Here is a 20,227-nt window from a genome sequence, read left to right on the forward strand (position 1 = left end):
GTTGCCGCCGATGCCGCCCGCACCACCGGCCCCGCCGCCGTAGCCGTTGCCGCCGTTGCCGCCGTTACCTCCTGGACAGTTCTTGGCACCGGCGCTGCCGTTCCCACCCACACCGCCTGCCGGGTTGCTGGCGGTGCCCGGTGCGCCGTTCGCGCCGTGGACGGTGACGCAGGCAGCCGCGAATGTCGGTGGTGCCACGGCGATCATGGTGCCGGTGGTCAGCACGAGGCCACCCAGTAGGGCGGCGATGCGGGTGCGTGTGGTGAGTGTTGTAGTCATGGTCGTACTCCGATTGCTGAAGCGCTGATGCGCTGAGGCCGATGTATCGGCACCGGCCGGGATGGCGAGCTTTTATGCCTCCGTTTCGACATGGAGGAATGCGAGTACGCGCGCCACGGCGTATTCACCGGCTCGTCGATTAATCGACAAGTCATTACTTCGCCGTCTTCGTCAGCGTTGGAGATCGAGATTCAGCGGAGAGTATTTTATCGGTACGATTTCAGCCGGTCGATGAAACTTGTTGCCGTCGAGGGACTTTCGGTAACATATTTCTGCGGCGTGCGTCCGGGATGCGTCTCGATGGAATATCGAAACATTGACACACTCGTACAGTCATCCACGCTTCGACTCATTCTGCCAGCAACGGAAACATTTGATGATGTCGCCTGGCTGGAGCAGTGAACTCAGCCTACGCGCTTCGGGCGGCGATTACTATGAATCGAATAACCGGCAATTCAACTGGGGAATTCGGCACATACGGCTATTCCGCATACGGGTCGCCGTGCCGCGGCGCGAAACAGTCTGTCGGCCAGGAGTCCTGGTGCTCACCGAGCCGGGAAGCGAAGGACGCGATCGTCATTCGGGCCAGGATCGCCGCGCCCATCGGTGTTGGAGGTGGTGAGCCAGAGTGCTCCGTCGGGCGCAACCATGACCGTGCGTAGCCGACCATATTTGTCCTGCAACACATCTCGGGGCTGCCCGGCAGTGCCGTCGCGCAGCGGCACGGTCCACAATCGGGCACCGCGCAACGCTGCGACATAGAGTGTGTCCCCGGCGATCGCGATGCCGGACGGTGACGCCGCCGCGGTAGTCCACGTCGTCAACGGTTCGACGTATCCGCGATCCGTGCCGCCATTCCCCTCGACCGCGGGCCAACCATAGTTGCGTCCAGGCTCGATCAGATTGATCTCGTCGAATCGGTTCTGCCCGAACTCGGCCGCGAAGAACTGCCCGGTGCGGTCCCACGCGAGTCCCTGCACATTGCGATGCCCCAGGCTGTATACCGGCGATCCCGGTGTCGGATTACCCTGCGCGGGTTTGCCTTCCGGCGTCAGCCGAAGAATCTTCCCATTGGGGCTGGCCGGATCCTGCGACCGCGCGGTCTGTCCCGCGTCGCCGGTCCCGACGTACAACATCCCGTCCGGTCCGAACGCGATCCGCCCACCATTGTGGTTGCCGGCCTTGGCGATCCCGTCGAACACCACTTCCGGCCGTCCATCGAGCCGGAACCGTACGATCCGATTGTCCGTGTCGCCGGTGAAATACGCGTAGATGTAACGGTTTTCGTTGTACTGCGGTGACAACGCCAATCCGAGCAGCCCACCTTCACCGCGCGCGACGACGCCGGGCACCCGGTAGACCTGTTCCGGCGGGTGGCCCGGCCCGATCCGCAGAATCCGCCCGGTATCCCGCTCGGCCACCAAGGCCTTGCCGTCGGGCAGGAAGGCCAGCCCCCACGGCACCTCGATGCCGTGCGCGATCTCCTCTGCGGCTCCGAGATCGGCCGCGCCCGATGGCTCACTGGGCGCGGTGCTGTGCACCGTCTGGGGAGCAGGTTCGGTCCGATCCGAGCTGTCGCACCCGCACAGCACGCCGACGACCAGAAATACGGTGCCCACCGCACCGACGGCACGACGACGCGCAAACCTGACATTCCTTATACCCATGTGGGCACCTCCGACACCATTTCCAAGGCCCGCGGCGCGCGGGAAGAAGCCGCATCGGTTGGCCGCGCAGCACGGGCGGTAGCCTGACCCAGTCTTGTCCCCGAACCACGTTGAGGTCATGGAACTTCGTCAACTGAGGTATTTCGTCGCGGTGGCCGAGGAGCTACATTTCGGCCGGGCGGCGGAACGACTGATGATTGTGCAATCGTCGGTCAGCCAGCAGCTCGGCCGGCTCGAACGCGAGCTCGGTGTTGTGCTGCTGGAACGCTCGCCTCGTAGCGTCCGGCTCACCGAGGCCGGGGCGGCGTTCCTGCCTGCCGCGAAGAAGGTGCTCGCGGCGGAGAAGCGCGCGCGGACCAGCGTCGCCGACTTCCTCACCCCGCCGACCGTGCTGCGCATCGGGACCAGCCGGGGGATGGGCGAACGGCTGGAGCGGCTGCTCGTCGCGCTCAAACAACACGCACCGGGTGTGAAGGTGGAGTTGACCTCGGCGGCCCTGGGCCAGCGACTGCGCAAAGTGTCCGAATACGAATGGGACGCGGCCTTTCTGCGCGGCGAGGTGACCGCGCCGGAGGGCGTGGAGCAGATTCCGGTGTGGTACGACGAACTGGTCGTCGCGCTGCCCGCCGACCATCCCTCGGCGACCGACCGGTGTGTCGATCTCGCCCAGCTCGCCGAGCTGCCGCTCTACCTGACCAACCGGCAGAACAACGCCCTGCTCGACGATCTCGTGCTGACCGCCTGCGGCAAGGCGGGATTCGAACCGGTCTTCGGTCCCGAGCAGGTATCCATCCAGGACACCCTCGCCGCGCTCGGCGCAGGTGCCGCAGGCTGGACCGTCCTCTACGCCCCGCACGCTCGTCTACTGCACAGCAGCCGGGTGGCCTTCCTGCCTGTCTGCACGCCCGGCGTGCTCGCGCTGCCCACGGTGCTCGCCGTGCGCAGCAACGCCATGGAGCGGTTGCAGCCGCTGCTGGCGGCGTGCCGGGACGTCGCTCTCGGCGATCGAACTCCGTAATCGCACCGTCGGCCTTGTGCCGATCGCCGGTGTTGCGCTAGCGTCGAAGCGAACGAAACCGTACCGTTCACTTGGAGGAGCCGTGGTCAGGGGCGCGGAACGCGAACAGGCGATACTCGCCGCTACCGTCGAGCTGCTCGGCGAGATCGGTTACGCGGCAATGACAATGGACGCCGTCGCGGCTCGGGCGCAGGCGAGCAAGGCGACCATCTATCGGCGGTGGCCGGGAAAGCCCGCCCTGGTCAAGGCCGCGATGGACGCACACGACGCGGCCTACGTCGCGGAGATACCGGACACCGGGACGGTGCGCGACGACCTGATCGCGGCCCTGGTCGCGTTGACCGCGCAGGTAGACGACCACTACGTGACCATGATGACGGGCCTGATGCACGCCATGCGCGTGGACACCGAACTCGGCGTCGCACTGCGCGCCCACGTGGCCGACGAGGACCTCGGCCCGTTCCGCACCATCGTCGACCGCGCCGTCGCGCGCGGCGAACTGCCCGAGGGCACCGCAACCGAACTGGCACACCAGGTATCGGAGGGGCAGATCATGCGCCGGATGTTTCTCGGCGAGCCGCTCGACCGAGCGTTCCTCACCGACCTGGTCGATGACCTGCTGCTCCCCATCCTCACCCGCACTTTTTCGACGAAGGACGACAGATGACGACCACGCAGGTGCTGATCGTGGGCGCCGGCCCCACCGGGCTGACGCTCGGCTGCGAGCTGGCTCGGCGTGACATCGACTGTTTGGTGGTGGACAAGGCGACGCGGCTCTTCCCTGGATCGCGCGGAAAGGGTTTACAGCCTAGGACTCTGGAGGTCTTCGACGATCTCGGTGTGCTCGACGCGGTGCTGGCGGCGGGGGCGCCGTTCCCGTCGTTCCGCATGTATCAGGGCACACACGTGCAGTGGACGCGGACGCTGCACGAAATGCTCGGGATCGCGCCGCTCGAGCGTCACCACGGCGTGCCATATCCGGACGCGTGGCTGCTGCCGCAGTGGCGTACCGACGAACTGCTCAGGGACCGGCTGCTCGAACTGGGTGGCCGGATCGAAATGGGCACGGAGCTGGTCGATTTCGGCCAGGACGACGCGGGCGTCACGGCGACGCTCAGCCGTGACGGCACACTGGAGCGAGTACGCGCGCGGTATCTGGTCGGCGCGGATGGCGGCGGCAGTTTCGTGCGCAAGGCGCTCGGTGTCGGCTTCGAAGGCGACACCTTCGAGACGGAGCGGACCTTGATCGGCGATGTCAGGGCCGAGGGACTGACCGGCACCTACTGTCATATCCTGACCACCGGCGATGTGCAGGAACGCTTTTCGCTGTGGTCGATGCCGGGGACCGACTACTACCAGTTCGTCGCTTCGATGACCGCCGACGAGGTGCCCGAGCTGACGGTGGCGGCCGTGCAGAGGATTCTCGACGAGCGGTCCGGCCGATCGGACATCCGGTTGTTCGACCTGAATTGGATCTCGGTGTATCGCGTGAATGTCCGTATGGTGGACCGCTTTCGGGTGGACCGGGTGTTCCTGGCGGGCGACGCGGCGCATGTGCATTCGTCGGCCGGGGGGCAGGGGCTGAATACCAGCATCCAGGACGCCTACAACCTCGGCTGGAAGTTGGCGGCCGTGCTGTCGGGCGCCCCGGACGGTTTGCTCGACACCTACGAGGACGAGCGGTTTCCGATCGCGGCACAGGTCCTCGACGTGACGACACGCTCGCATCGCCGCAATTTCCGAGCGCCGGACCCGGGCGAGGGGAATCCGGACATCTTCCAGCTGAAGCTCAATTACCGTGGCGGACCGCTGGCCGTGGATATGCGCGAGAACCCTCGTGCGGTGCGGGCGGGTGATCGTGCGCCCGACGCTCAGTGCGCGGAGGGCCGCCTGTTCGATCTGTTCCGCGGTCCCCATTTCACGCTGCTCGGGTTCGGCACGGATACCGCCTCGGTGGTCGCTGAAGTTGTTCGTGCACAGGGGGATAGGGTCCGAGCACGAGTAATCGAACCGAGTTCTGCAAGCGACGATTCCACACCTACCGTCGGCTCGGCCTTCCGCAACTACGACATCGACCCGGCTGGTCCAGGCACGCTGGTACTGGTCCGCCCGGACGGCTACATCGGCGTCGTTGCGACGGATCCCGCGCCGGTTCAGGACTACCTGGCCTGGTGACCCGCTACCCGATCAGCCCAGATGTGTTCCGTACCAACCGAGCACACGCCGCCAAGCCTCCTCGGCGGCCGTCGGCGAATAGCGTGGCCCGGTGTCGTTGAAGAACGCGTGATCAGCATCCGGCGCGACCCAGATTTCGTGCGGCGTGCCCGCACGCTCGAGCGCGGCCGTAGCGCCCGGGCGGGTGGCATCGATACGGGCATCCTTCGCCGCGTAGACCCCGAGCACTGCGGCTTTCGACGCAGAGAAATCGCCGTTGTCGGGAAAGGGCCCGTAGAAGGGAGTGGCAGCGGCGAGGGTGGACGGCCCGGCGGTCAGCAGGAGCCAGACCAGGCCACCGCCGAAGCAGAAGCCGGTGGCGCCGAGCTGCTTACCCGGCACCCGCCGCCCGAGTTCGTCGAGACCGGCGCGCAGGTCGGCGAGCAGCTGCTGCTGCGGGGTCTTGCTGAGCTCGGCGGTCGCGGCCGCCGGATCGGTGAACGTCGCGGTGCCGCCCTTCGCGGAGAGCAGGTCGATGGCGAGGGCCGAATAACCGGCTCCGGCGAATCGCCCTGCCACCGAACGAATATGGTCGGTGAGGCCCTTGTTCTCATGGATGACGAGCACGCCGCCGCGAGGCTCCGGACTCTCGGCCCAGGCGCCTTGTAATTCGCGATTGTCCGGGCCCGGGAAGGTGATCGGCGCGGTCGGCAGCGCGGTGCTCGACCCGGGCGGCGCGGATGTCGTTGTGGGGGAGGGTGGTTGCGAGGTGACGGGCTGATCGTCGTTCCCACTGGAACAGGCGGCGAGCAAGGCGGCCGCCGCGGGAAGCCCGACACCGAGTAGCCCGAGGCGGCGTAGCGCCTCCCGGCGATTCAACAGGCCGTCGGCATGATCGGCTGCGATTTCTTCCGCGATATAGCGCTGCAGCGGCGTCATGCCCACCAAGGTAGGCCCCGCCGCAGCACCCCGCGTGGCTTTGCGGGCAACGGCGCGACTGAGCCGCACGGCAATGTCGGCCCGGCGACATTCTTAAACCCAACCGCTTGGTATCTCCACGCCGAATCCGGGCAAATGCGATATCGCACAACCGGATAGCCGTCCCGCGACAACCCGACAAACCGACCGGGCCGTACCTCCCGGACATTTGCGTACAGATTGCTATGTTGTGCCTCGACATTGCGGAGCCCAATCAACAAGCGGCACATCGGTCGAGGAGAAGGATGTTTTCGGGGCAGCAAGTGGCACAACGGTTTGTCCGCGCGGCTCGGCTGGCGACAGTCCTTTCGATGGTAGCGGTTGGCGGTGGATTTGCGGTGGGCTCGGCCACGGCACACCCCGGCACGCACAGTGAGCGCTGGACGGCACTGCACGACGGCCCACAGCCGTACGCCGACGTGCACATCGACTGGGATGTGCCGATCCGGATGAGCGACGGCGTGGTGCTGAAGGCGAATGTCTACCGCCCGGTGAACGCGGACGGCGTGGTGGAACAGCGACCACTGCCGACCATCGTGAACCTCACGCCGTACACCAAACTGATCGCGAACCTGGTCGACTCGGCGCTGGCCGCACCCGGCCTGCAGCCGCTCGTCCTGGACTCCCTGCGCCGGATGAACCTCTCGGGGACGCCGATCAGCGGCTTCGGCGATCTACTACACGCGCTCGACGGCGGCACCGTGCAGACCGTACTCGGGCTCGACCGCAACTTGATTCGCAGCGGATACACGCTGGTCGTCGCCGATGTGCGCGGCACCGGCTTCTCCCAGGGCACCTGGGACACCCTCGGCGCCCGTGAACAGCAGGACACCCGCGAAGTGCTCGAGTGGGCGGCGGTCCAGCGATGGTCCACCGGCAAGGTCGGCATGAGCGGCGGCTCTTATGCGGGGATCAACCAGCTCCGCGCGGCCGAAAACGCCCCGCCCGCACTGAAAGCCATCTTCCCGGTGGAACCGGGCAGCGACCTGATGCGCGACGTCGTCGCGCCCGGCGGCGGCGTCGGCACCACCTTCCTGCCGCTCTGGCTGAGCAATGTGAACCAGTCGAAGCTGATCCCCGACGTGCGCTCGATGCTCGACGGCACCTTCGACTGGCGCTGGTTGAGCGACCGCATGGCCGATCCGTCCACCAACGTCGACCTGCTGACCCAGGCGTTGCTCACACCGTCGCTCGACCAGATCCCACAGACGCTGGCCGCCGCGCTGGACGACGACAGCGACTTCCGGCAGGCCATTCTGGGCCATCCGGAACGAATCACGGTGCCCACCTTCGTCTATGGCGGCTGGCACGACATCTTCGCCAACAGCGCGACCACCCTCTTCAACGCGATCCCGTTGCCTGTCAACCAGAAACGCCTACTGGTCGGCGACACCTATCACGCGAACCCCGGCGCGGGCACCGGCGTGCCCGGCGGCCCCGCGCGGCTGGACGTCTTGCAGCGGGTGTGGTTCGACAAGTGGCTCAAAGACATCGACCACGGCATCGACGGATTCGGCCCGGTGACCGTCTGGGAGCAGGGCGGCGGCTGGGTCACCATGAAACAGTTCCCGCAGACCGACATGACGCACCGACGGGTCTACCTGTCCGCCGAGCCCAGCGGCACCGCCGAAAGCGTGCACGACGGATCCCTGTCCGCGGCAAAGCCCGCCGCACCTCGCACGCTGACCGTCGCCCCCGGCCTCACCGCCGTCTGCTCCCGCGACACCGCCCAGGGCGCCGCAGGCATCACCGCGGTACTGGATATGTGCGCCAAGGACTCTCGCATCGCCGAACGCAACGCACTGACCTTCACCAGCCCGCCGGTCACCGAGCGGACCACCCTCTCCGGCCCGATCAACGTGCACCTCAACACCGTGCACGACGCGACCGACGGATACTGGGCGGTCACCGTGAACGACGTTGCCCCCGACGGAACTTCGACCGTACTGAGCACCGGCCAGCTCACCGCATCGATGCGTGCCGTGGACGACGTGAAAAGCACCCGCGCACCCAACGGCGACTACACCGCCCCCTACAACCCGATCACCCTCGACACCCTGCTGCCCGTAGTGCCCGGCGAACCCGTCGCCCTGGACATCGCCGTCATCCCGATCCAAGCCGTTTTCCAGCCCGGACATCGACTACGCGTAGACGTCTTCGCCGGGAACTCCCCCAAGGGTCTGCCTTTTCGGCCCCTGCTCAACAACACCGAACTCAAACCGCAGTCGTTGCAACTGGATCCGGCCGCGCCGAGCTTCGTGAACCTGCCGACCGACAGGCCGCTGGGGTGATGTCGGCTGGGCGGCCTTTCGGATGAGCTACCCGAGCGGCTGCCGGCATGAGGCTCGCCGGCAGCCGTACGGGTGAATCCGGTGGGCTGGCCGCTCGGGGAGTGGCGCCGGCGAACCTACCGCTCAGAAGCCGTCATAGAAGCGGTACCAGGGGCCCTCGAGGTGTGTGTAGCTGGTCTCGGGACTGCTGCTTACCGGGGCCCGGTCCGGGAAATAGGCGAATCCCACGGAATCGGTGAGAACACCGTGGGTGTAGAGCCAGCATCCCCCGTCACGCTTGGCGATCGCAGTGACCCGAATGACGCCGAGTCTGGTCTCCTTCGTGTGGGCGCACGTCACTGCTGCCTGCTCCAACGCATCTTTCGACAGAGCCCAGCCGACTTTGCCCGGTATCCCGGTGCATGCCACGGCAATGCTCAGTATCGCCACCACCGGAGCGATGAGGCTCAACCGCCAGGTGCGGTAGCGCAACGCACCGGCCAGTCCGGTCGCCAAGCAGGCCAGGCCGACGGCCCAGCACAACGCCAACGTGTAGAGCACGTAGCGGAGTGACTCTTTCGACACCTCGCCCCACAGCTGGGCGAGGCAGAGGGCAACTGTCGCAACGGCAATCGCAACGGTGGTCAATCTCCACCACAGTGGCGGCGATGCCGTGCGATCACTCATTTGTCGCTCCCGGGTCGAGACAATCGGCACTCGCGTGACCGTATCAGCTTGGGGGAGAGCGTTCCTGGAAATTCTGTCCGCGAGGTCCAGACTTGCTCGTCGGGACGCTCTGGCACCTCTGGCTACCATAAATGTTGCCGTTGACTACCTGTAGCCGCCGACTACATGGTTGCCGAGCGCGGCGATGCGGTTGCCGCCTGCCACCGTTTCACGAGGCGGGGGCGCCGGCTATCGGATCCCGAGCGCATCGAGCAGGATGGGCAGCGAGCGGTGAAAATTGTCGCGCCAGTACGGCGGGCTGTGGGTGCCTGCGGTCAGGTGGGTGGTCACGTTGGCGTCCAATGCCGCCAATCGGTCGGCGACCAGCCGGGTGCTTTCACCCATAACTGCTTCCGTCGGGTCGATCATGCTGGCGGGGAATTCGTCTGCGAGGCTGTCGATTTCGGGGAAAAGGAATTCATGTGGCAGGTTCGCGGGGTCGAATTCGCCTGGGGAGCCGTCACCGCTGGATAGATAGAGAGGGATCCCGGCCAGCTTGTCGGCCAGGTAGTAGGGATCGTTGGCCATCCATCGCGCTCGGTCGCGAATCGGGTCGCCCCACAACGCGGAGCCGTCGGAACCGAGGAAGGTGGCGGCACCGAGAACCACCTCTGCACGTCGCAGCGGGTGCAGCCAGCCGCTATAGCTGGCGGCGGCGCCGAACATGCCGGGCCGGCGGGCGGCGTATTTCAGCGCGCCGTAACCCCCTTGGGAAATACCCGCGATCGCCCGCTTCCGGCTCGCGCCGAAGTCGCGTTCGAGCAGCGGAATCATCTCGTCGAGGTGGAAGGACTCGATTCTCGGCCCGCCGGCGGCCCAGTCGGTGTAAAACCCGAACATCGGCATTCCCGGAATCACGATCAGGACATCTCGGAGCTGCGCTATGTCGGCAACGTCGGTGTCGGTGGTCCAGCCGGCGTGGTCGCCGTCGCCGCCAGGCAGCAGGTACAGCACCGGCCACGTGCGGCCTGGGGCGCGATCGTGCCAGCCGGGCGGGGTGAGCAGCCGAACCGTGGTGTCCTGTGCGAGGGCATTCGATCGCACGGTGAGATCGACTGTGCGTTCGTCGAGGCGCTGCTGCGCGACCGCCTCGATCCCCCCACTGTGCTCCCCGCCCGGCCGCTCGGGAACGGTCGTCGATGACGTGCACGCCCCCACCGCGACGGCCACAGTCAAGGCGAAAAGCATTGCACCCGCAGGAATTCGACGACGGACTATATCGGACATGACATCGACGCTACGGATCTGCCGAGTGCGTCCGCATCGGGAACCCCCCCGATGTGGACCCCGATTTCACAGTCGCTTGCGCAAGCCCACCTCGGCGTGTGCCGACGTTCCCTCGCGGCCGTGCTCGATGTGCCCGAAGCCCTCAGTGCCGGCGCCCAGTAGCAATCCCCGGTACGCGCGGCGGTGCTCAGGTGCGGCCGGCACGGACGATGCGGGAGTTCAACAGATCCGGGTCCGGGCCGAGCTCGGCCCGGCCGATGAAGTCGGCGAGCACGTCCGCCGAGTTGCGGTCGTCGATGTGGGTGAAGCCCACGGCACGCAGTTCCGCCGTCATCTCGGGCGCAGTGAAGTAACTCAGCCACGGCTCGCCGAGGGCGGCGACCCGCTCCGCCCTGGCCGCGAGTGCCGCCCGATACTCGGGCGCGGCCGCCGACGGCGGGCCGATGTAGTCGGCGACCACACGCACCGGGGCCGCGTGCTCGGCGATGTAGCGCAGCGTGCCCCGGACTGTGTCCGGGGCCAGGTACATCACGACGCCCAGCCAGAGGAAGACGGCGGGTTCGTCGCGTGCGAAGCCCGCCGCCGCCAAACCCTGCGCGAGCGTGGCGGTTTCGAAGTCGACCGGCGCGAAGGTCAGCGAATCGGGGACCTCGATCGCGGCCTCGGCCAGCCGCATACGCTTCAACGTCTGCGTCGCGGGATGATCGACCTCGAACACGCGCAGCCCGGCATGGGGGTTGCGGTAGGCGAACGTGTCCAGGCCTGCGCCCAGGCTCACCGCCTGCCGCACCCCGTCGGCCACCGCGTCGGCGATGGTGTCCTCGGCAAACCGGGACCGGGCCGCCAAACACAGGCGCCGTAGCCGTTGTAGAGCGGCATCGGCCGCCGTTTCGCCGGGCGGGGCGACTACCGCCTCGCTCAGTTCCTCGGCACGCACACCGGCGATCGCCGCCGCCAACGGGTCGGTGAGCACCCGTGGCTCGGGTGCGACCTGGTGGTAGGCGCGGGCATACGCGGTGGCCAGCGCTGTCCTGCTCGGCTGTCCGGTCTCCATGGGGCGTCCGATCTCGCCGCGGTCAGAGCTGCGCCTGGACCTTTTCGGCGATCAATTCGAGGTGGTCGAGGTCGGCCAGGTCCAGAATCTGCAGGTAGATCCGCTGTGCACCGATCTCGGCGTACCTGCCGATCTTGTCGACCACCTCGGCGGGCGAACCGGCCAGCCCGTTGGTCTTCAGCTCGTCCACCTCGCGGCCGATCGCCGCGGCCCGCCGCGCCACCTCGGCATCGTCAGCGCCCACGCAGGCGACCAGCGCGTTCGAGTAGATGAGGTCGTCGGCCCGGCGTCCCCGCGCCTCGGCCGCGGCGCGGACCCGCCCGAACTGGGCGGCGCTGTCCTCGATGGAGGAGAACGGCATGTTGAACTCGGTTGCGTACTGCGCGGCCAACCGCGGCGTGCGAGTCGCGCCGTGTCCGCCGATCAGCACCGGCACGGGATCCTGCATCGGCTTCGGCAGCGCGGGGGAGTTGGTCAGCTGATAGTGCTCGCCGTCGAAGTCGAACTTGTCACCCGGCTTGGTCGACCACAAGCCGGTGATGATCGCGAGCTGCTCCTCGAACCGAGCGAATTTATCTGCGGGAAAAGGGATTCCGTAGGCGGCGTGCTCCTCGGCGAACCAGCCGCTGCCGAGCCCGAGCTCCACCCGGCCGCCCGACATCTGGTCCACCTGGGCGACCTGGATCGCCAGCGGTCCGGGCAGCCGGAACGTTGCGGCGGTCACCAGCGTGCCCAGCCGGATCCGCTTGGTCTCCCTGGCCAGCCCGGCGAGGGTGATCCAGGCATCAGTGGGGCCGGGCAGGCCATCCGCGTCGCCCATCGCGGCGTAGTGGTCGGACCGGAAAAACGCGTCGAATCCCAGGTCCTCGGTGGCTTTGGCCACGGTCAGCAACGTGTCGTAGCTCGCACCCTGCTGCGGCTCGGTGAAGATGCGCAAGTCCATGATCACCATGGTGCCCGAGGACGTTTCCATCCGGTACGGCCGGGGGTACCGCGATGATGGGGTGCGGATTGGAGAGTGGCGATGAGTGAGTCTGTCTCGGGAATTGTGGCGTATCCGGTGACGCCGTTCAGTGCCGACAGCGGCAAGGTCGATGAGGAGGTGCTGCGGGCACTGGTGGATCGGCTGGTCGACACCGGAGTGGATGCTGTTGCGCCGCTGGGGAGTACGGGGGAGAGCGCGTACCTCGATGACCAGGAGTGGGCGGCGGTGGCATCGATCTGTGTGGAGCAGGTCGACCAGCGGGTGCCGACCGTGGTCGGGGTGTCGGAGTTGACCACGGCGGGAACGATTTCCCGAGCCCGGCTCGCCGAACGGCTGGGCGCCACCGCACTGATGATGTTGCCGGTGGCGTACTGGCGGTTGACCGAGGACGAGCTGCGCAGGCACTTCACCGCGGTAGCCGATGCGGTGGCACTGCCGGTCATGGCATACAACAATCCCGGCACCAGCGGCATCGACATGCCGCCGGAGTTCCTGGTGGAACTTGTTGCGGGCGTGGACAACATCACCATGATCAAAGAATCCAGCGGGGACATTGCGCGGATGCGCCGGATCGCGGAACTCGGTGGGATGGGCGTGCCGTTCTTCAACGGCAGTAATCGGCTCGCGCTGCAAGCATTCGACGCCGGAGCGGCGGGATGGTGCACGGCCGCAGCTTGTTTGGTTCCTGAGCAGATCGCCGAGGTGTGGCGACTGCTGAGAGCAGGCGAAACCGGGTTGGCGACAAAGCGTTTCGGGCAACTGGAACCGTTGCTCACCGCGTTGACCCGCGGCGGCCTACTGAGAACCGTCAAAGCGGGACTGCGTTCGCTCGGCGTCGACGCCGGCGACCCGAGACCGCCCTTGCTGCCGGTGGACGACGACACCCGCCGCACGATCGCCGAACTGATCGCTGCGGCCACGCGATGACGCTTCGCTGAAGCTCTCGTACTGCCGACGTGCCCGACCAGATCAGCGCACGCCCGCGCTAGTGTCAGTTCGGACATGGCGCACCACTCGCAAACGGTGCGCAACGAGCAAAGGAGCCGACGTGCCGGAGCGAGACCTGCCTGTCGTCGTGGTGATGGGGGTGTCGGGATCCGGCAAGTCGACCGTCGGCCGCGCGGTAGCCGCCGAACTGGGCGTCGAATACGCCGAGGGCGACGACTTCCACCCCAGGGCGAACGTGGCGAAAATGGCGGCCGGAATCCCGCTGGACGACGCCGATCGGTGGCCCTGGCTCGACGAGGTCGCCGCATGGATGGCCGAGCGCGGCGAGCGCGGCGGCGTCATCACCTGCTCAGCACTCAAACGCGCCTACCGTGACCGACTGCGCGCCGCAGCACCCACCGCGTTTTTCCTGCATCTCACCGCGCCCCGCGAAGAACTCGCGCACCGAATGGCCGACCGCACCGGACATTTCATGCCGTCGAGCCTGCTCGACTCCCAGCTCGCCGCGCTCGAACCACTAGGCGATGACGAGCGCGGCACCGCAGTCGACGCGACCGAAGACCCGGCGGAGCTGGCGCGGGAGACGGCGACAGCGTTGCGCGGGTGACGCGCCAGCCGGACGCGCGTGACGACGCGGCCGACGCCCCGAGCACGCCGCCTGATCTACACCTTCGCCGTCAACTCCTCGGCGATCGCCCCGCAGAAGTCGGCGAGATCATCGGGATTGCGCGAGGTGATCAGCGCCCAACCGTCCTCAGCGGAACGCACCACCGGTTGATCGACCCACCGCCCGCCGGCGTTGTTCACATCCGTGCGCAGCGAGAAGTACGAAGTCAACGTCTTGTCAGGCGTGAGCCCGGCCTCCACGAGCAACCACGGCCCATGGCAGATCGCGGCAATCGGCTTGCCCGCCGCGGCGAACCCCTTGGCCAGCTCGACCGCGCGATCTTCCGCCCGCAACTTGTCGGCGTTGACCGTGCCACCGGGCACCACCAGCACGTCGTAGTCATCGACTTCGACCTCATCGAACGCCGAATCCGGCTGTACCGTGACGTCCTTCTCGGTGTCGTGCTCGAACGTCTGCACCTGCTCGTTCTTGGGCGCGGCATGCACGACGGTGGCACCCTTTTCCTTCAGCTCCCGCTGCGGTACCAGCAGCTCATCGCGCTCTACACCCGTGTTCGACGTGATGATCAGTACGCGCGTCCCATTCAGTTCGTCCGACATGCCGACTACTCCTTTCGTTCGTCCCAGGAGTAGGCGTGCCGCGAAAACGGAAAGCTAAACCCGTTAGAGCCCACCGAGTCGGGGAGAGCGCCGCTTCGGCAACGTCGGCGCTGCGACGCGGACCGCAGGCTCGAGCGCAGGTCGGCCTACGCAGAGGGGGTCGTGATCAGGTGCAGGTCCCGCCGGACAGACTCGGCAGGCAGACCCCGGAGATATCCGAGATCAGCAGCCCCGCGCCGACGAGCAGCGAGCCCACCGCGACCACCCCGAACAGCCCGACCCACAGCAGCCCGGGGAGATGGGTGAGGCGGGCGAGCTGGTCGGCGTCGGAGGCGACGTCCTGCTGGTAGCGGCTGCGCAACTGCCGGGAACGTCCGCGCTGCAGTTCGATCACCGGTCGTGCGCCCGCGAGCAGCAGGAACCAGGCGCCGAGGTAGGCGAAACCCGCCTGCAACGTGTCGGTGCCGAACCAGGACACCGCGAACACGGTCGCGCCGACCGCGAACACGGTCAGCATGCCGTAGACATTGCGCGTCATGATCAACACCCCGGCCAGCAGTGCGATGGCGGTCCAGAGCATCAGCGTGATCCGGCTCGCGCCGAGCAGCGCGGCGAACCCCAGTCCGAGCAGCGGCGGCGCGGGATAGCCCGCCATGGTCGTGAGAATCATGCCGAGCCCGTAGGGTTTTCCGCTCGACACGGTGAGACCCGAAGTGTCCGAATGCAATCGGATGCTGTTGAGCCTGCGCCCGGTGAGCAGCGCGACCAGCGCGTGCCCACCCTCGTGCGCGATGGTGACGATATTGCGGGTGAACCGCCACAGCGGGGTGTACCCGACCAGTACGAGCGCCACCACCCCGGCGCCTGCCACCAACCACCACGGCGGCTGGGTTTGGGTTGTCGTCAGGCGGTCGACGATGGAGGTGCCCCGCTCGACCCATTCGGCTCTGTCCACCGCCGCACTCTAACGGTTACCGCCGCGCCGGGCGCGCCTCAACCGGCGGCCGACATCTCCGCCTGCAGCTGGCGCTTGTAGATCTTTCCGGCATCGTCGCGGGGAAGTTCGGCCACGACCCGCAGCGCCTTCGGCACCTTGTACGAGGCGAGCTGCCCGACCAGCGCCGCGCGGATGCCTTCCTCGGTGAGCTCTGCGCCCGGACGCGGAACAACTTGTGCGGCAACGGCTTCGCCGAGATCACCGGCGTGCGGGATACCGAACACCGCGACATCCTCGACACCGTCCAGCGCCATGATCGCGTTCTCGATCTCGGCGGGATAGATGTTCACCCCGCCGGAGATGATGAGCTCGCTGGACCGCCCGGTGAGATACAGAAACCCGTCGTCGTCCAGGTAACCGCGGTCGCCGACGCCGAGGAAACCCGGCACCGGACTCGCCGATTCGTCGGTGTCATGGAGATAGCGGAACTTCGGCCAGTAGTCGGCGCCCCGCACGAACACCTGACCGGTCTCGCCCGCGGGCAGCGGCTCGCCCGACTCATCGGCGACCACGACCGCCGCACCGTCCGCCGGGCGGCCGACGCTACCCGGATGCGCCAGCCACTCTTGGGCGGAGATCCAAGTGATCGTGCCCGCTTCGGCACAGCCGTAGTACTCGATCAGCGCATCTCCGAACCAGTCGATCGCAGCCCGCTTCACCGCAGGCGGGCACGGTGCCGACGAGTGAATGATGTGGGTCAGGCTCGACACGTCGTAGCGACTGCGCACGTCCTCGGGCAGCGACAGCAGCCGGGACAGCATGGTCGGCACGACCTTGGCCTGATTGATGCGGCGCTCGTCGACCAGCCGCAGGAACTGCTCGGCATCCCAGCGCGTCATGATGGTGAGGTTGGTGCCCACCCGCATCGCCAGCGTCGCGATTCCGTTCGGGCTGGCGTGGTACAGCGGTCCCGGGATCACCGCCTGCCCGCGCGGCGTGAGCCCGAGCCGTTTGGCCGCGCTGCCCGCGATGGTCAACCACTGATGCGGCGTCATCCGTTCGCGCAGTACACCTTTGGGGCGGCCGGTGGTGCCGGAGGTATAGATCAGTCCGGTCGAATCGTCGCGCGCGCCCTCGATGCGGCCGAGCGGCTCGGGGTGGCTGTCGATCCACTGTTCCAGGGTCGGGTGCCTGCCGGTCGGCTCGGCCAGTGCCGCGTCCAGGCCGGCCTCGGCGAGTAGCTCGCGCGGCATGGCGATCTCTAGAATGGTCGTATCTTCCTGCGGCACAGCCCGTTCCACGATATCGACGAACTCCGTGTGAGCGACCACCAGGCAGGCATTGCTGTCGCCGAGCACATGCGCGACCTCGGGTACCTGCCAGCGCGTATTGATCGGCACCGCGTTCGCGCCGCACGCCGCGACGGCCAGGGACACCTCGAGAAACTCGATGTCGTTGCGGACCATGATCGCCACGCGGTTCCCGGGCTGCACTCCCGCTTCCGCGAGCGCGGCCGCCAGCCGTCCCGCGCGCTGGTGCGCCTCGGCCTGCGACCGGACGCGTCCCGCGCAAGTGATGGTCGGGGTCGATGAAGCATCATCCATGATTCGCAGTCTGCCACTCCGTCAGCAACCTCGTAGCACAAGCGGCTCACGAGGTTTTGGTGAGGGTTCCCGTCATGTCGCCGAATACTCCGTGGGTGGTGTACGACAAGGTGCCATCGGACTGTAGCCGGACGGTGGTGGTCGCCCCTTCGTCGTTGCAGCCGCCGCCGTCCTCGGTGAGTCGGGCGGTCAGCGTGAGTGTGTCCGACGACGCATCCGTGAGTGTTTCTGCTCGACCACATTTAAGGCCGATGACATTTCCGGTGTTGGCGGAACTGCCGATTTCCGTGCCGAGCGCTCCCTCGTCGAGCGTCAAGACGATGTCGTAGCTACCGAGTTTGTCCTCGACGACGCCCTTCCATTCGCCGATGAACGCGTCCGGGACGTCGGCGGCGGGAGTGCCGGGGGAGTCGGTGTATTGGGTGGCGGAACCACCGGGGCCGCGGGCGATCTGTTCGGTGATCACGAAGGCGGCGACTGCGACGGCGAGGCACAGGGCGAGCGCGGCCGCGATGAGTGCGGCGCGACGCTTGGGTCGTGGTGCTGGGTGCTGTGCGTCCGGCGGATTCCCCGAGACATCCTGTGCGCCACGGGAATAGGTCTGGTCGGACGGATATGCGGACTGCCCGGCTATGAAGGTCGGGTATCCCTGCGACTGCGCGGTAGGTCCCGACAGGTGCGCCGTCTGCCCTGACGAAGGCGTGGTCTGTCCTGTCAGGTGCGTCGTCTGCCCCGGCGGGTGCGGGGTCTGACCCGACAGGTGTGTCGTCTGCCCCGGCGAGTTCGCGGTTTGTCCTGGCGGGTGTGTTGTCTGACCCGGTGGGTGCGCGGTCTGACCAGACAGGTGCGTTGTCTGCCCTGACGGGTGCGCGGTTTGTCCAGGCGGGGGCGCCAGCTGTTGCGGCGAACTCTGCTGTCCTGGCGGACCCGCTACACCCGGCTCCTCGGCGGCATCCTGCCACGGCAAGCGCGGGGCGAGTTCGGCTTGCCCGAAACCGGGAAGACTTGTCGCGGCCCGCACATTCGGGTCCAGAAACGCTTGGGCCACCGTGTCGGCGGTGCGCGCCGAATCCACGTCCGTCTTGCCGATCGCCTCAGGCACGTCGAACGGCCCGGAGTCCAGATCGAGCAATTCCACTGCGCGCCTGCTGACCTCCTCCAGCGCCGGACCGGGCAGCCAACCGCCACGGCCGGGAATGCCGAGGGCTTGCAGGTCGGCGATGATCCGCTCGGGGGTCGGGCGCGCGGCGGGGTCCTTGGTGAGGCAAGCCGCGATGAGCGGCCGCAGTCGATCCGGCACCCCGTCGAGCTCGGGCTCCTCGTACACCACCCGCCACAGCATCTGCACCATCTCGCCGACCCCGAACGGCCCGCGCCCGGTGGCGGCGAACACCAGCACCCCGCCGAGCGCGAACACATCGCTCGCCGGGCCGACCGGACTACCGGTCACCTGTTCCGGGCACATGAATCCCGGTGAGCCGATGACCTTTCCGGTGGTGGTGAGCTGACTGTCCTCGATCGCCCGCGCGATGCCGAAGTCGATCACCTTGGGCCCGTCGAGGGCGAGCAGCACGTTGGACGGTTTGAGGTCGCGGTGCACCAGCCCCGCCGCGTGCACGGCGACCAAGGCCTCGGCCAGTCCGTGCGCGAGCACCAGCAGCGAGCTCGCGGTGAACGGCCCGTACTCCTCGACCGCCTCGGTCAGCGAGAAACCCGCCACGTAACCCGTCGCCAGCCACGGCGGGTTCGCATCGACATCGGCGTCGAGGACCTGCGCGGTGAACCGCCCGCCGACCCGTCGCGCCGCGGTCACCTCACGGCGGAAGCGCACCCGGAACTCGTTGTCGCCGACCAGGTCCGGCCGGATCACCTTCACCGCAACGGTCCGCCCACCGGCATTGCGCCCCAGATACACCCGGCCCATCCCGCCCGCACCGAGCACGCCGAGTAGCCGGTAGTCGCCGATCCGGGTGGGATCGTCTGCGCCGAGCGGTCGCATCGCGATGCGGCTCCCTTCGAATGTCGAACATCGAAAGGTTACCTACCGCTTGCCACGCTGTCTGGTTCAGTTGCCCGATTTACCAGGGGCTTGCGCGGTTTCGATCGGATGCCGCGCTGCGCGATGGGATGCCGCGGCGCCCGATGGACGGTGCGAGGTTTCCGCGGGACGCCCCGCTGCTCTCGATCGAACGCCGACGGTTTCCACGGGCACGGCGTCGGACAGCCGTTCGATCCGGCGCGGTCCGGCGTCTACGTGGCCGTTGCGCTGGACATCGGTGCCGACCGCTCGTGCCGCACATACCTGGCCAGCAGGAACGCCGCGATCGCCGCGGGGATGTTCATGAGCACGCCGTACACCGCGCCCGGCACCGCCATCGCACCGTTGTGCAGCACCGAACTCGCGATGGCAATGGCGATCGCACCGTTGTGAATCCCGATCTCCATGGCCGAGGCGATCGCCTGATCAGCATCGATCCCGAACAGTCGCGGCACGAAATACCCCACGGCCAGACTGATCACGGCGAACAGCAGACTCAGCGAGGCGAGCTTGCCGATGTTCTCGGTGAGCGTGCTGAAGTTCTTCGCCACGGCAGCGAGCACGACCAGCGCGAGCACCACGATCGACAGGATCTTGACGTTTCCGCGCATCCGCTCGGCCCACGCGGTGAACCGGCGGTGTACCCACATGCCGATCGCCACCGGCACCAGCACGATCGCGAACACCTGCGCGAACTTGTCCGGCCGCAGCCCGAACGACCCGTCGCCGTCCATGAATCGGCTGAACGCGAACGCGACGATCAACGGCATGGTGAACACCGCGAGCACCGAATTGATCGCGGTGAGCGTGATGTTCAGTGCCACATTGCCGCCCGCGATGTGGCTGAACAGATTGGCCGACGGTCCGCCCGGCGACGCGGCGAGCAACAGCATGCCAACGGCGAGCGCCCCTTCGAGGCGGAACAGATAGATCAGCCCGAGGCACACCGCGGGCAGCAGCACCATCTGGCAGAGCAGCGCGATCACCGCGGCTTTCGGATAGCGCAGCACCCTGGCGAAGTCGTCCACGGCCAGGGTCAAGCCGAGTCCGAACATCACCAAGGCCAGGGCCAGCGGCAGGAACACCGCGAAAATCGTTGAACCCATTGGGGATCT

Annotated in this window: 17 protein-coding genes and 1 pseudogene; 6 read left to right on the forward strand and 12 right to left on the reverse strand. The window is 67.3% G+C overall.

Annotation, left to right across the window (positions count from 1 at the left end; genetic code table 11):
- Nucleotides 1-279 (reverse strand): annotated as a pseudogene (locus tag NN4_RS31015) (hypothetical protein); the annotation flags it as partial.
- A 545-nt stretch (nt 280-824) separates the two neighbouring features.
- The gene (locus NN4_RS31020) at nt 825-1,898 is read right to left on the reverse strand and encodes a PQQ-dependent sugar dehydrogenase (protein ID WP_246181177.1); all 1,074 of its coding nucleotides are present in this window, start codon (nt 1,896-1,898) and stop codon (nt 825-827) included.
- Between the two features lie 166 nt (nt 1,899-2,064).
- Here NN4_RS31020 and NN4_RS31025 point away from each other — a divergent pair, with 166 nt between their 5' ends.
- The 3 genes from NN4_RS31025 to NN4_RS31035 all read left to right on the forward strand — a co-directional run bounded on the left by NN4_RS31025 (nt 2,065) and on the right by NN4_RS31035 (nt 5,139).
- Nucleotides 2,065-2,964, forward strand: coding sequence for a LysR family transcriptional regulator (locus tag NN4_RS31025; RefSeq protein WP_147138899.1), 900 nt, complete (start codon nt 2,065-2,067; stop codon nt 2,962-2,964).
- A gap of 82 nt (nt 2,965-3,046) precedes the next feature.
- Nucleotides 3,047-3,631, forward strand: coding sequence for a TetR/AcrR family transcriptional regulator (locus tag NN4_RS31030; RefSeq protein ID WP_147138902.1), 585 nt, complete (start codon nt 3,047-3,049; stop codon nt 3,629-3,631).
- Nucleotides 3,628-5,139: an FAD-dependent monooxygenase gene (locus NN4_RS31035; protein ID WP_147138904.1), complete on the forward strand. Its 1,512-nt coding sequence runs from the start codon at nt 3,628-3,630 to the stop codon at nt 5,137-5,139. The genes NN4_RS31030 and NN4_RS31035 overlap by 4 nt, the downstream gene beginning before the upstream one ends.
- Before the next feature lie 12 nt (nt 5,140-5,151).
- Here the strand turns inward: NN4_RS31035 and NN4_RS31040 are convergent, their stop codons facing one another.
- The gene (locus NN4_RS31040) at nt 5,152-6,057 is read right to left on the reverse strand and encodes a dienelactone hydrolase family protein (RefSeq protein WP_147138906.1); all 906 of its coding nucleotides are present in this window, start codon (nt 6,055-6,057) and stop codon (nt 5,152-5,154) included.
- Between the two features lie 350 nt (nt 6,058-6,407).
- Between NN4_RS31040 and NN4_RS31045 the strand changes: the two genes are divergently transcribed.
- Nucleotides 6,408-8,387, forward strand: a complete 1,980-nt coding sequence (locus NN4_RS31045) for a CocE/NonD family hydrolase (protein ID WP_147138908.1) — start codon at nt 6,408-6,410, stop codon at nt 8,385-8,387.
- Nucleotides 8,388-8,510: 123 nt separating this feature from the next.
- Here NN4_RS31045 and NN4_RS31050 read toward each other — a convergent pair whose 3' ends face one another.
- The 4 genes from NN4_RS31050 to NN4_RS31065 all read right to left on the reverse strand — a co-directional run bounded on the left by NN4_RS31050 (nt 8,511) and on the right by NN4_RS31065 (nt 12,316).
- Nucleotides 8,511-9,053: a DUF4175 domain-containing protein gene (locus tag NN4_RS31050; RefSeq protein WP_147138910.1), complete on the reverse strand. Its 543-nt coding sequence runs from the start codon at nt 9,051-9,053 to the stop codon at nt 8,511-8,513.
- Nucleotides 9,054-9,281: 228 nt separating this feature from the next.
- On the reverse strand, nt 9,282-10,319 hold the full coding sequence (locus NN4_RS31055; RefSeq protein ID WP_147138912.1) for an alpha/beta hydrolase: 1,038 nt from the start codon (nt 10,317-10,319) through the stop codon (nt 9,282-9,284).
- 187 nt (nt 10,320-10,506) lie between these two features.
- Nucleotides 10,507-11,373, reverse strand: a complete 867-nt coding sequence (locus NN4_RS31060) for a class I SAM-dependent methyltransferase (protein WP_147138913.1) — start codon at nt 11,371-11,373, stop codon at nt 10,507-10,509.
- Nucleotides 11,374-11,395: 22 nt separating this feature from the next.
- Nucleotides 11,396-12,316 carry an LLM class F420-dependent oxidoreductase gene (locus NN4_RS31065; RefSeq protein ID WP_147138915.1) on the reverse strand — a complete coding sequence of 307 codons (921 nt, stop codon included), beginning with the start codon at nt 12,314-12,316 and terminating at the stop codon, nt 11,396-11,398.
- Nucleotides 12,317-12,397: 81 nt separating this feature from the next.
- On the opposite strand from NN4_RS31065, the gene NN4_RS31070 reads away from it, so the two are divergent.
- Nucleotides 12,398-13,285, forward strand: a complete 888-nt coding sequence (locus tag NN4_RS31070) for a dihydrodipicolinate synthase family protein (protein WP_147138917.1) — start codon at nt 12,398-12,400, stop codon at nt 13,283-13,285.
- Between the two features lie 121 nt (nt 13,286-13,406).
- Entirely contained in the window at nt 13,407-13,913 is a 507-nt protein-coding gene (locus tag NN4_RS31075; protein ID WP_371865776.1) for a gluconokinase, read from the forward strand.
- 56 nt (nt 13,914-13,969) lie between these two features.
- On the opposite strand, the gene NN4_RS31080 is transcribed toward NN4_RS31075, so the two are convergent.
- From NN4_RS31080 to NN4_RS31100, 5 genes are all read right to left on the reverse strand, one after another.
- The gene (locus NN4_RS31080; RefSeq protein WP_147138919.1) at nt 13,970-14,533 is read right to left on the reverse strand and encodes a type 1 glutamine amidotransferase domain-containing protein; all 564 of its coding nucleotides are present in this window, start codon (nt 14,531-14,533) and stop codon (nt 13,970-13,972) included.
- 166 nt (nt 14,534-14,699) lie between these two features.
- Complete coding sequence (locus tag NN4_RS31085) at nt 14,700-15,488, reverse strand: M50 family metallopeptidase (protein ID WP_147138921.1); 789 nt, start codon at nt 15,486-15,488, stop codon at nt 14,700-14,702.
- A gap of 38 nt (nt 15,489-15,526) precedes the next feature.
- Nucleotides 15,527-17,074 (reverse strand): AMP-binding protein, encoded by a 1,548-nt coding sequence (locus tag NN4_RS31090; protein ID WP_147138923.1) that lies wholly within the window; start codon nt 17,072-17,074, stop codon nt 15,527-15,529.
- A gap of 46 nt (nt 17,075-17,120) precedes the next feature.
- Nucleotides 17,121-19,073 (reverse strand): protein kinase domain-containing protein, encoded by a 1,953-nt coding sequence (locus tag NN4_RS31095; protein WP_147138925.1) that lies wholly within the window; start codon nt 19,071-19,073, stop codon nt 17,121-17,123.
- Nucleotides 19,074-19,324: 251 nt separating this feature from the next.
- A complete protein-coding gene (locus tag NN4_RS31100; RefSeq protein WP_147138927.1) occupies nt 19,325-20,218 on the reverse strand; it encodes a bile acid:sodium symporter family protein in 894 nt (297 codons plus the stop codon).
- Nucleotides 20,219-20,227: the final 9 nt, after the last annotated feature.

The organism is Nocardia ninae NBRC 108245, assembly GCF_007990755.1.
Taxonomy (GTDB): Bacteria; Actinomycetota; Actinomycetes; order Mycobacteriales; family Mycobacteriaceae; genus Nocardia; species Nocardia ninae.

Bases quoted from the DNA above. Each gene is read 5' to 3' on its own strand.
- NN4_RS31035 (WP_147138904.1), top strand. From the start codon at position 3,628: ATGACGACCACGCAGGTGCTGATCGTGGGCGCCGGCCCCACCGGGCTG.
- NN4_RS31050 (WP_147138910.1), bottom strand. From the start codon at position 9,053: ATGAGTGATCGCACGGCATCGCCGCCACTGTGGTGGAGATTGACCACC.
- NN4_RS31100 (WP_147138927.1), bottom strand. From the start codon at position 20,218: ATGGGTTCAACGATTTTCGCGGTGTTCCTGCCGCTGGCCCTGGCCTTG.
- NN4_RS31080 (WP_147138919.1), bottom strand. From the start codon at position 14,533: ATGTCGGACGAACTGAATGGGACGCGCGTACTGATCATCACGTCGAAC.
- NN4_RS31045 (WP_147138908.1), top strand. From the start codon at position 6,408: ATGGTAGCGGTTGGCGGTGGATTTGCGGTGGGCTCGGCCACGGCACAC.
- NN4_RS31040 (WP_147138906.1), bottom strand. From the start codon at position 6,057: ATGACGCCGCTGCAGCGCTATATCGCGGAAGAAATCGCAGCCGATCAT.
- NN4_RS31060 (WP_147138913.1), bottom strand. From the start codon at position 11,373: ATGGAGACCGGACAGCCGAGCAGGACAGCGCTGGCCACCGCGTATGCC.
- NN4_RS31025 (WP_147138899.1), top strand. From the start codon at position 2,065: ATGGAACTTCGTCAACTGAGGTATTTCGTCGCGGTGGCCGAGGAGCTA.
- NN4_RS31070 (WP_147138917.1), top strand. From the start codon at position 12,398: ATGAGTGAGTCTGTCTCGGGAATTGTGGCGTATCCGGTGACGCCGTTC.
- NN4_RS31065 (WP_147138915.1), bottom strand. From the start codon at position 12,316: ATGGACTTGCGCATCTTCACCGAGCCGCAGCAGGGTGCGAGCTACGAC.
- NN4_RS31095 (WP_147138925.1), bottom strand. From the start codon at position 19,073: ATGCGACCGCTCGGCGCAGACGATCCCACCCGGATCGGCGACTACCGG.
- NN4_RS31090 (WP_147138923.1), bottom strand. From the start codon at position 17,074: ATGGATGATGCTTCATCGACCCCGACCATCACTTGCGCGGGACGCGTC.
- NN4_RS31055 (WP_147138912.1), bottom strand. From the start codon at position 10,319: ATGTCCGATATAGTCCGTCGTCGAATTCCTGCGGGTGCAATGCTTTTC.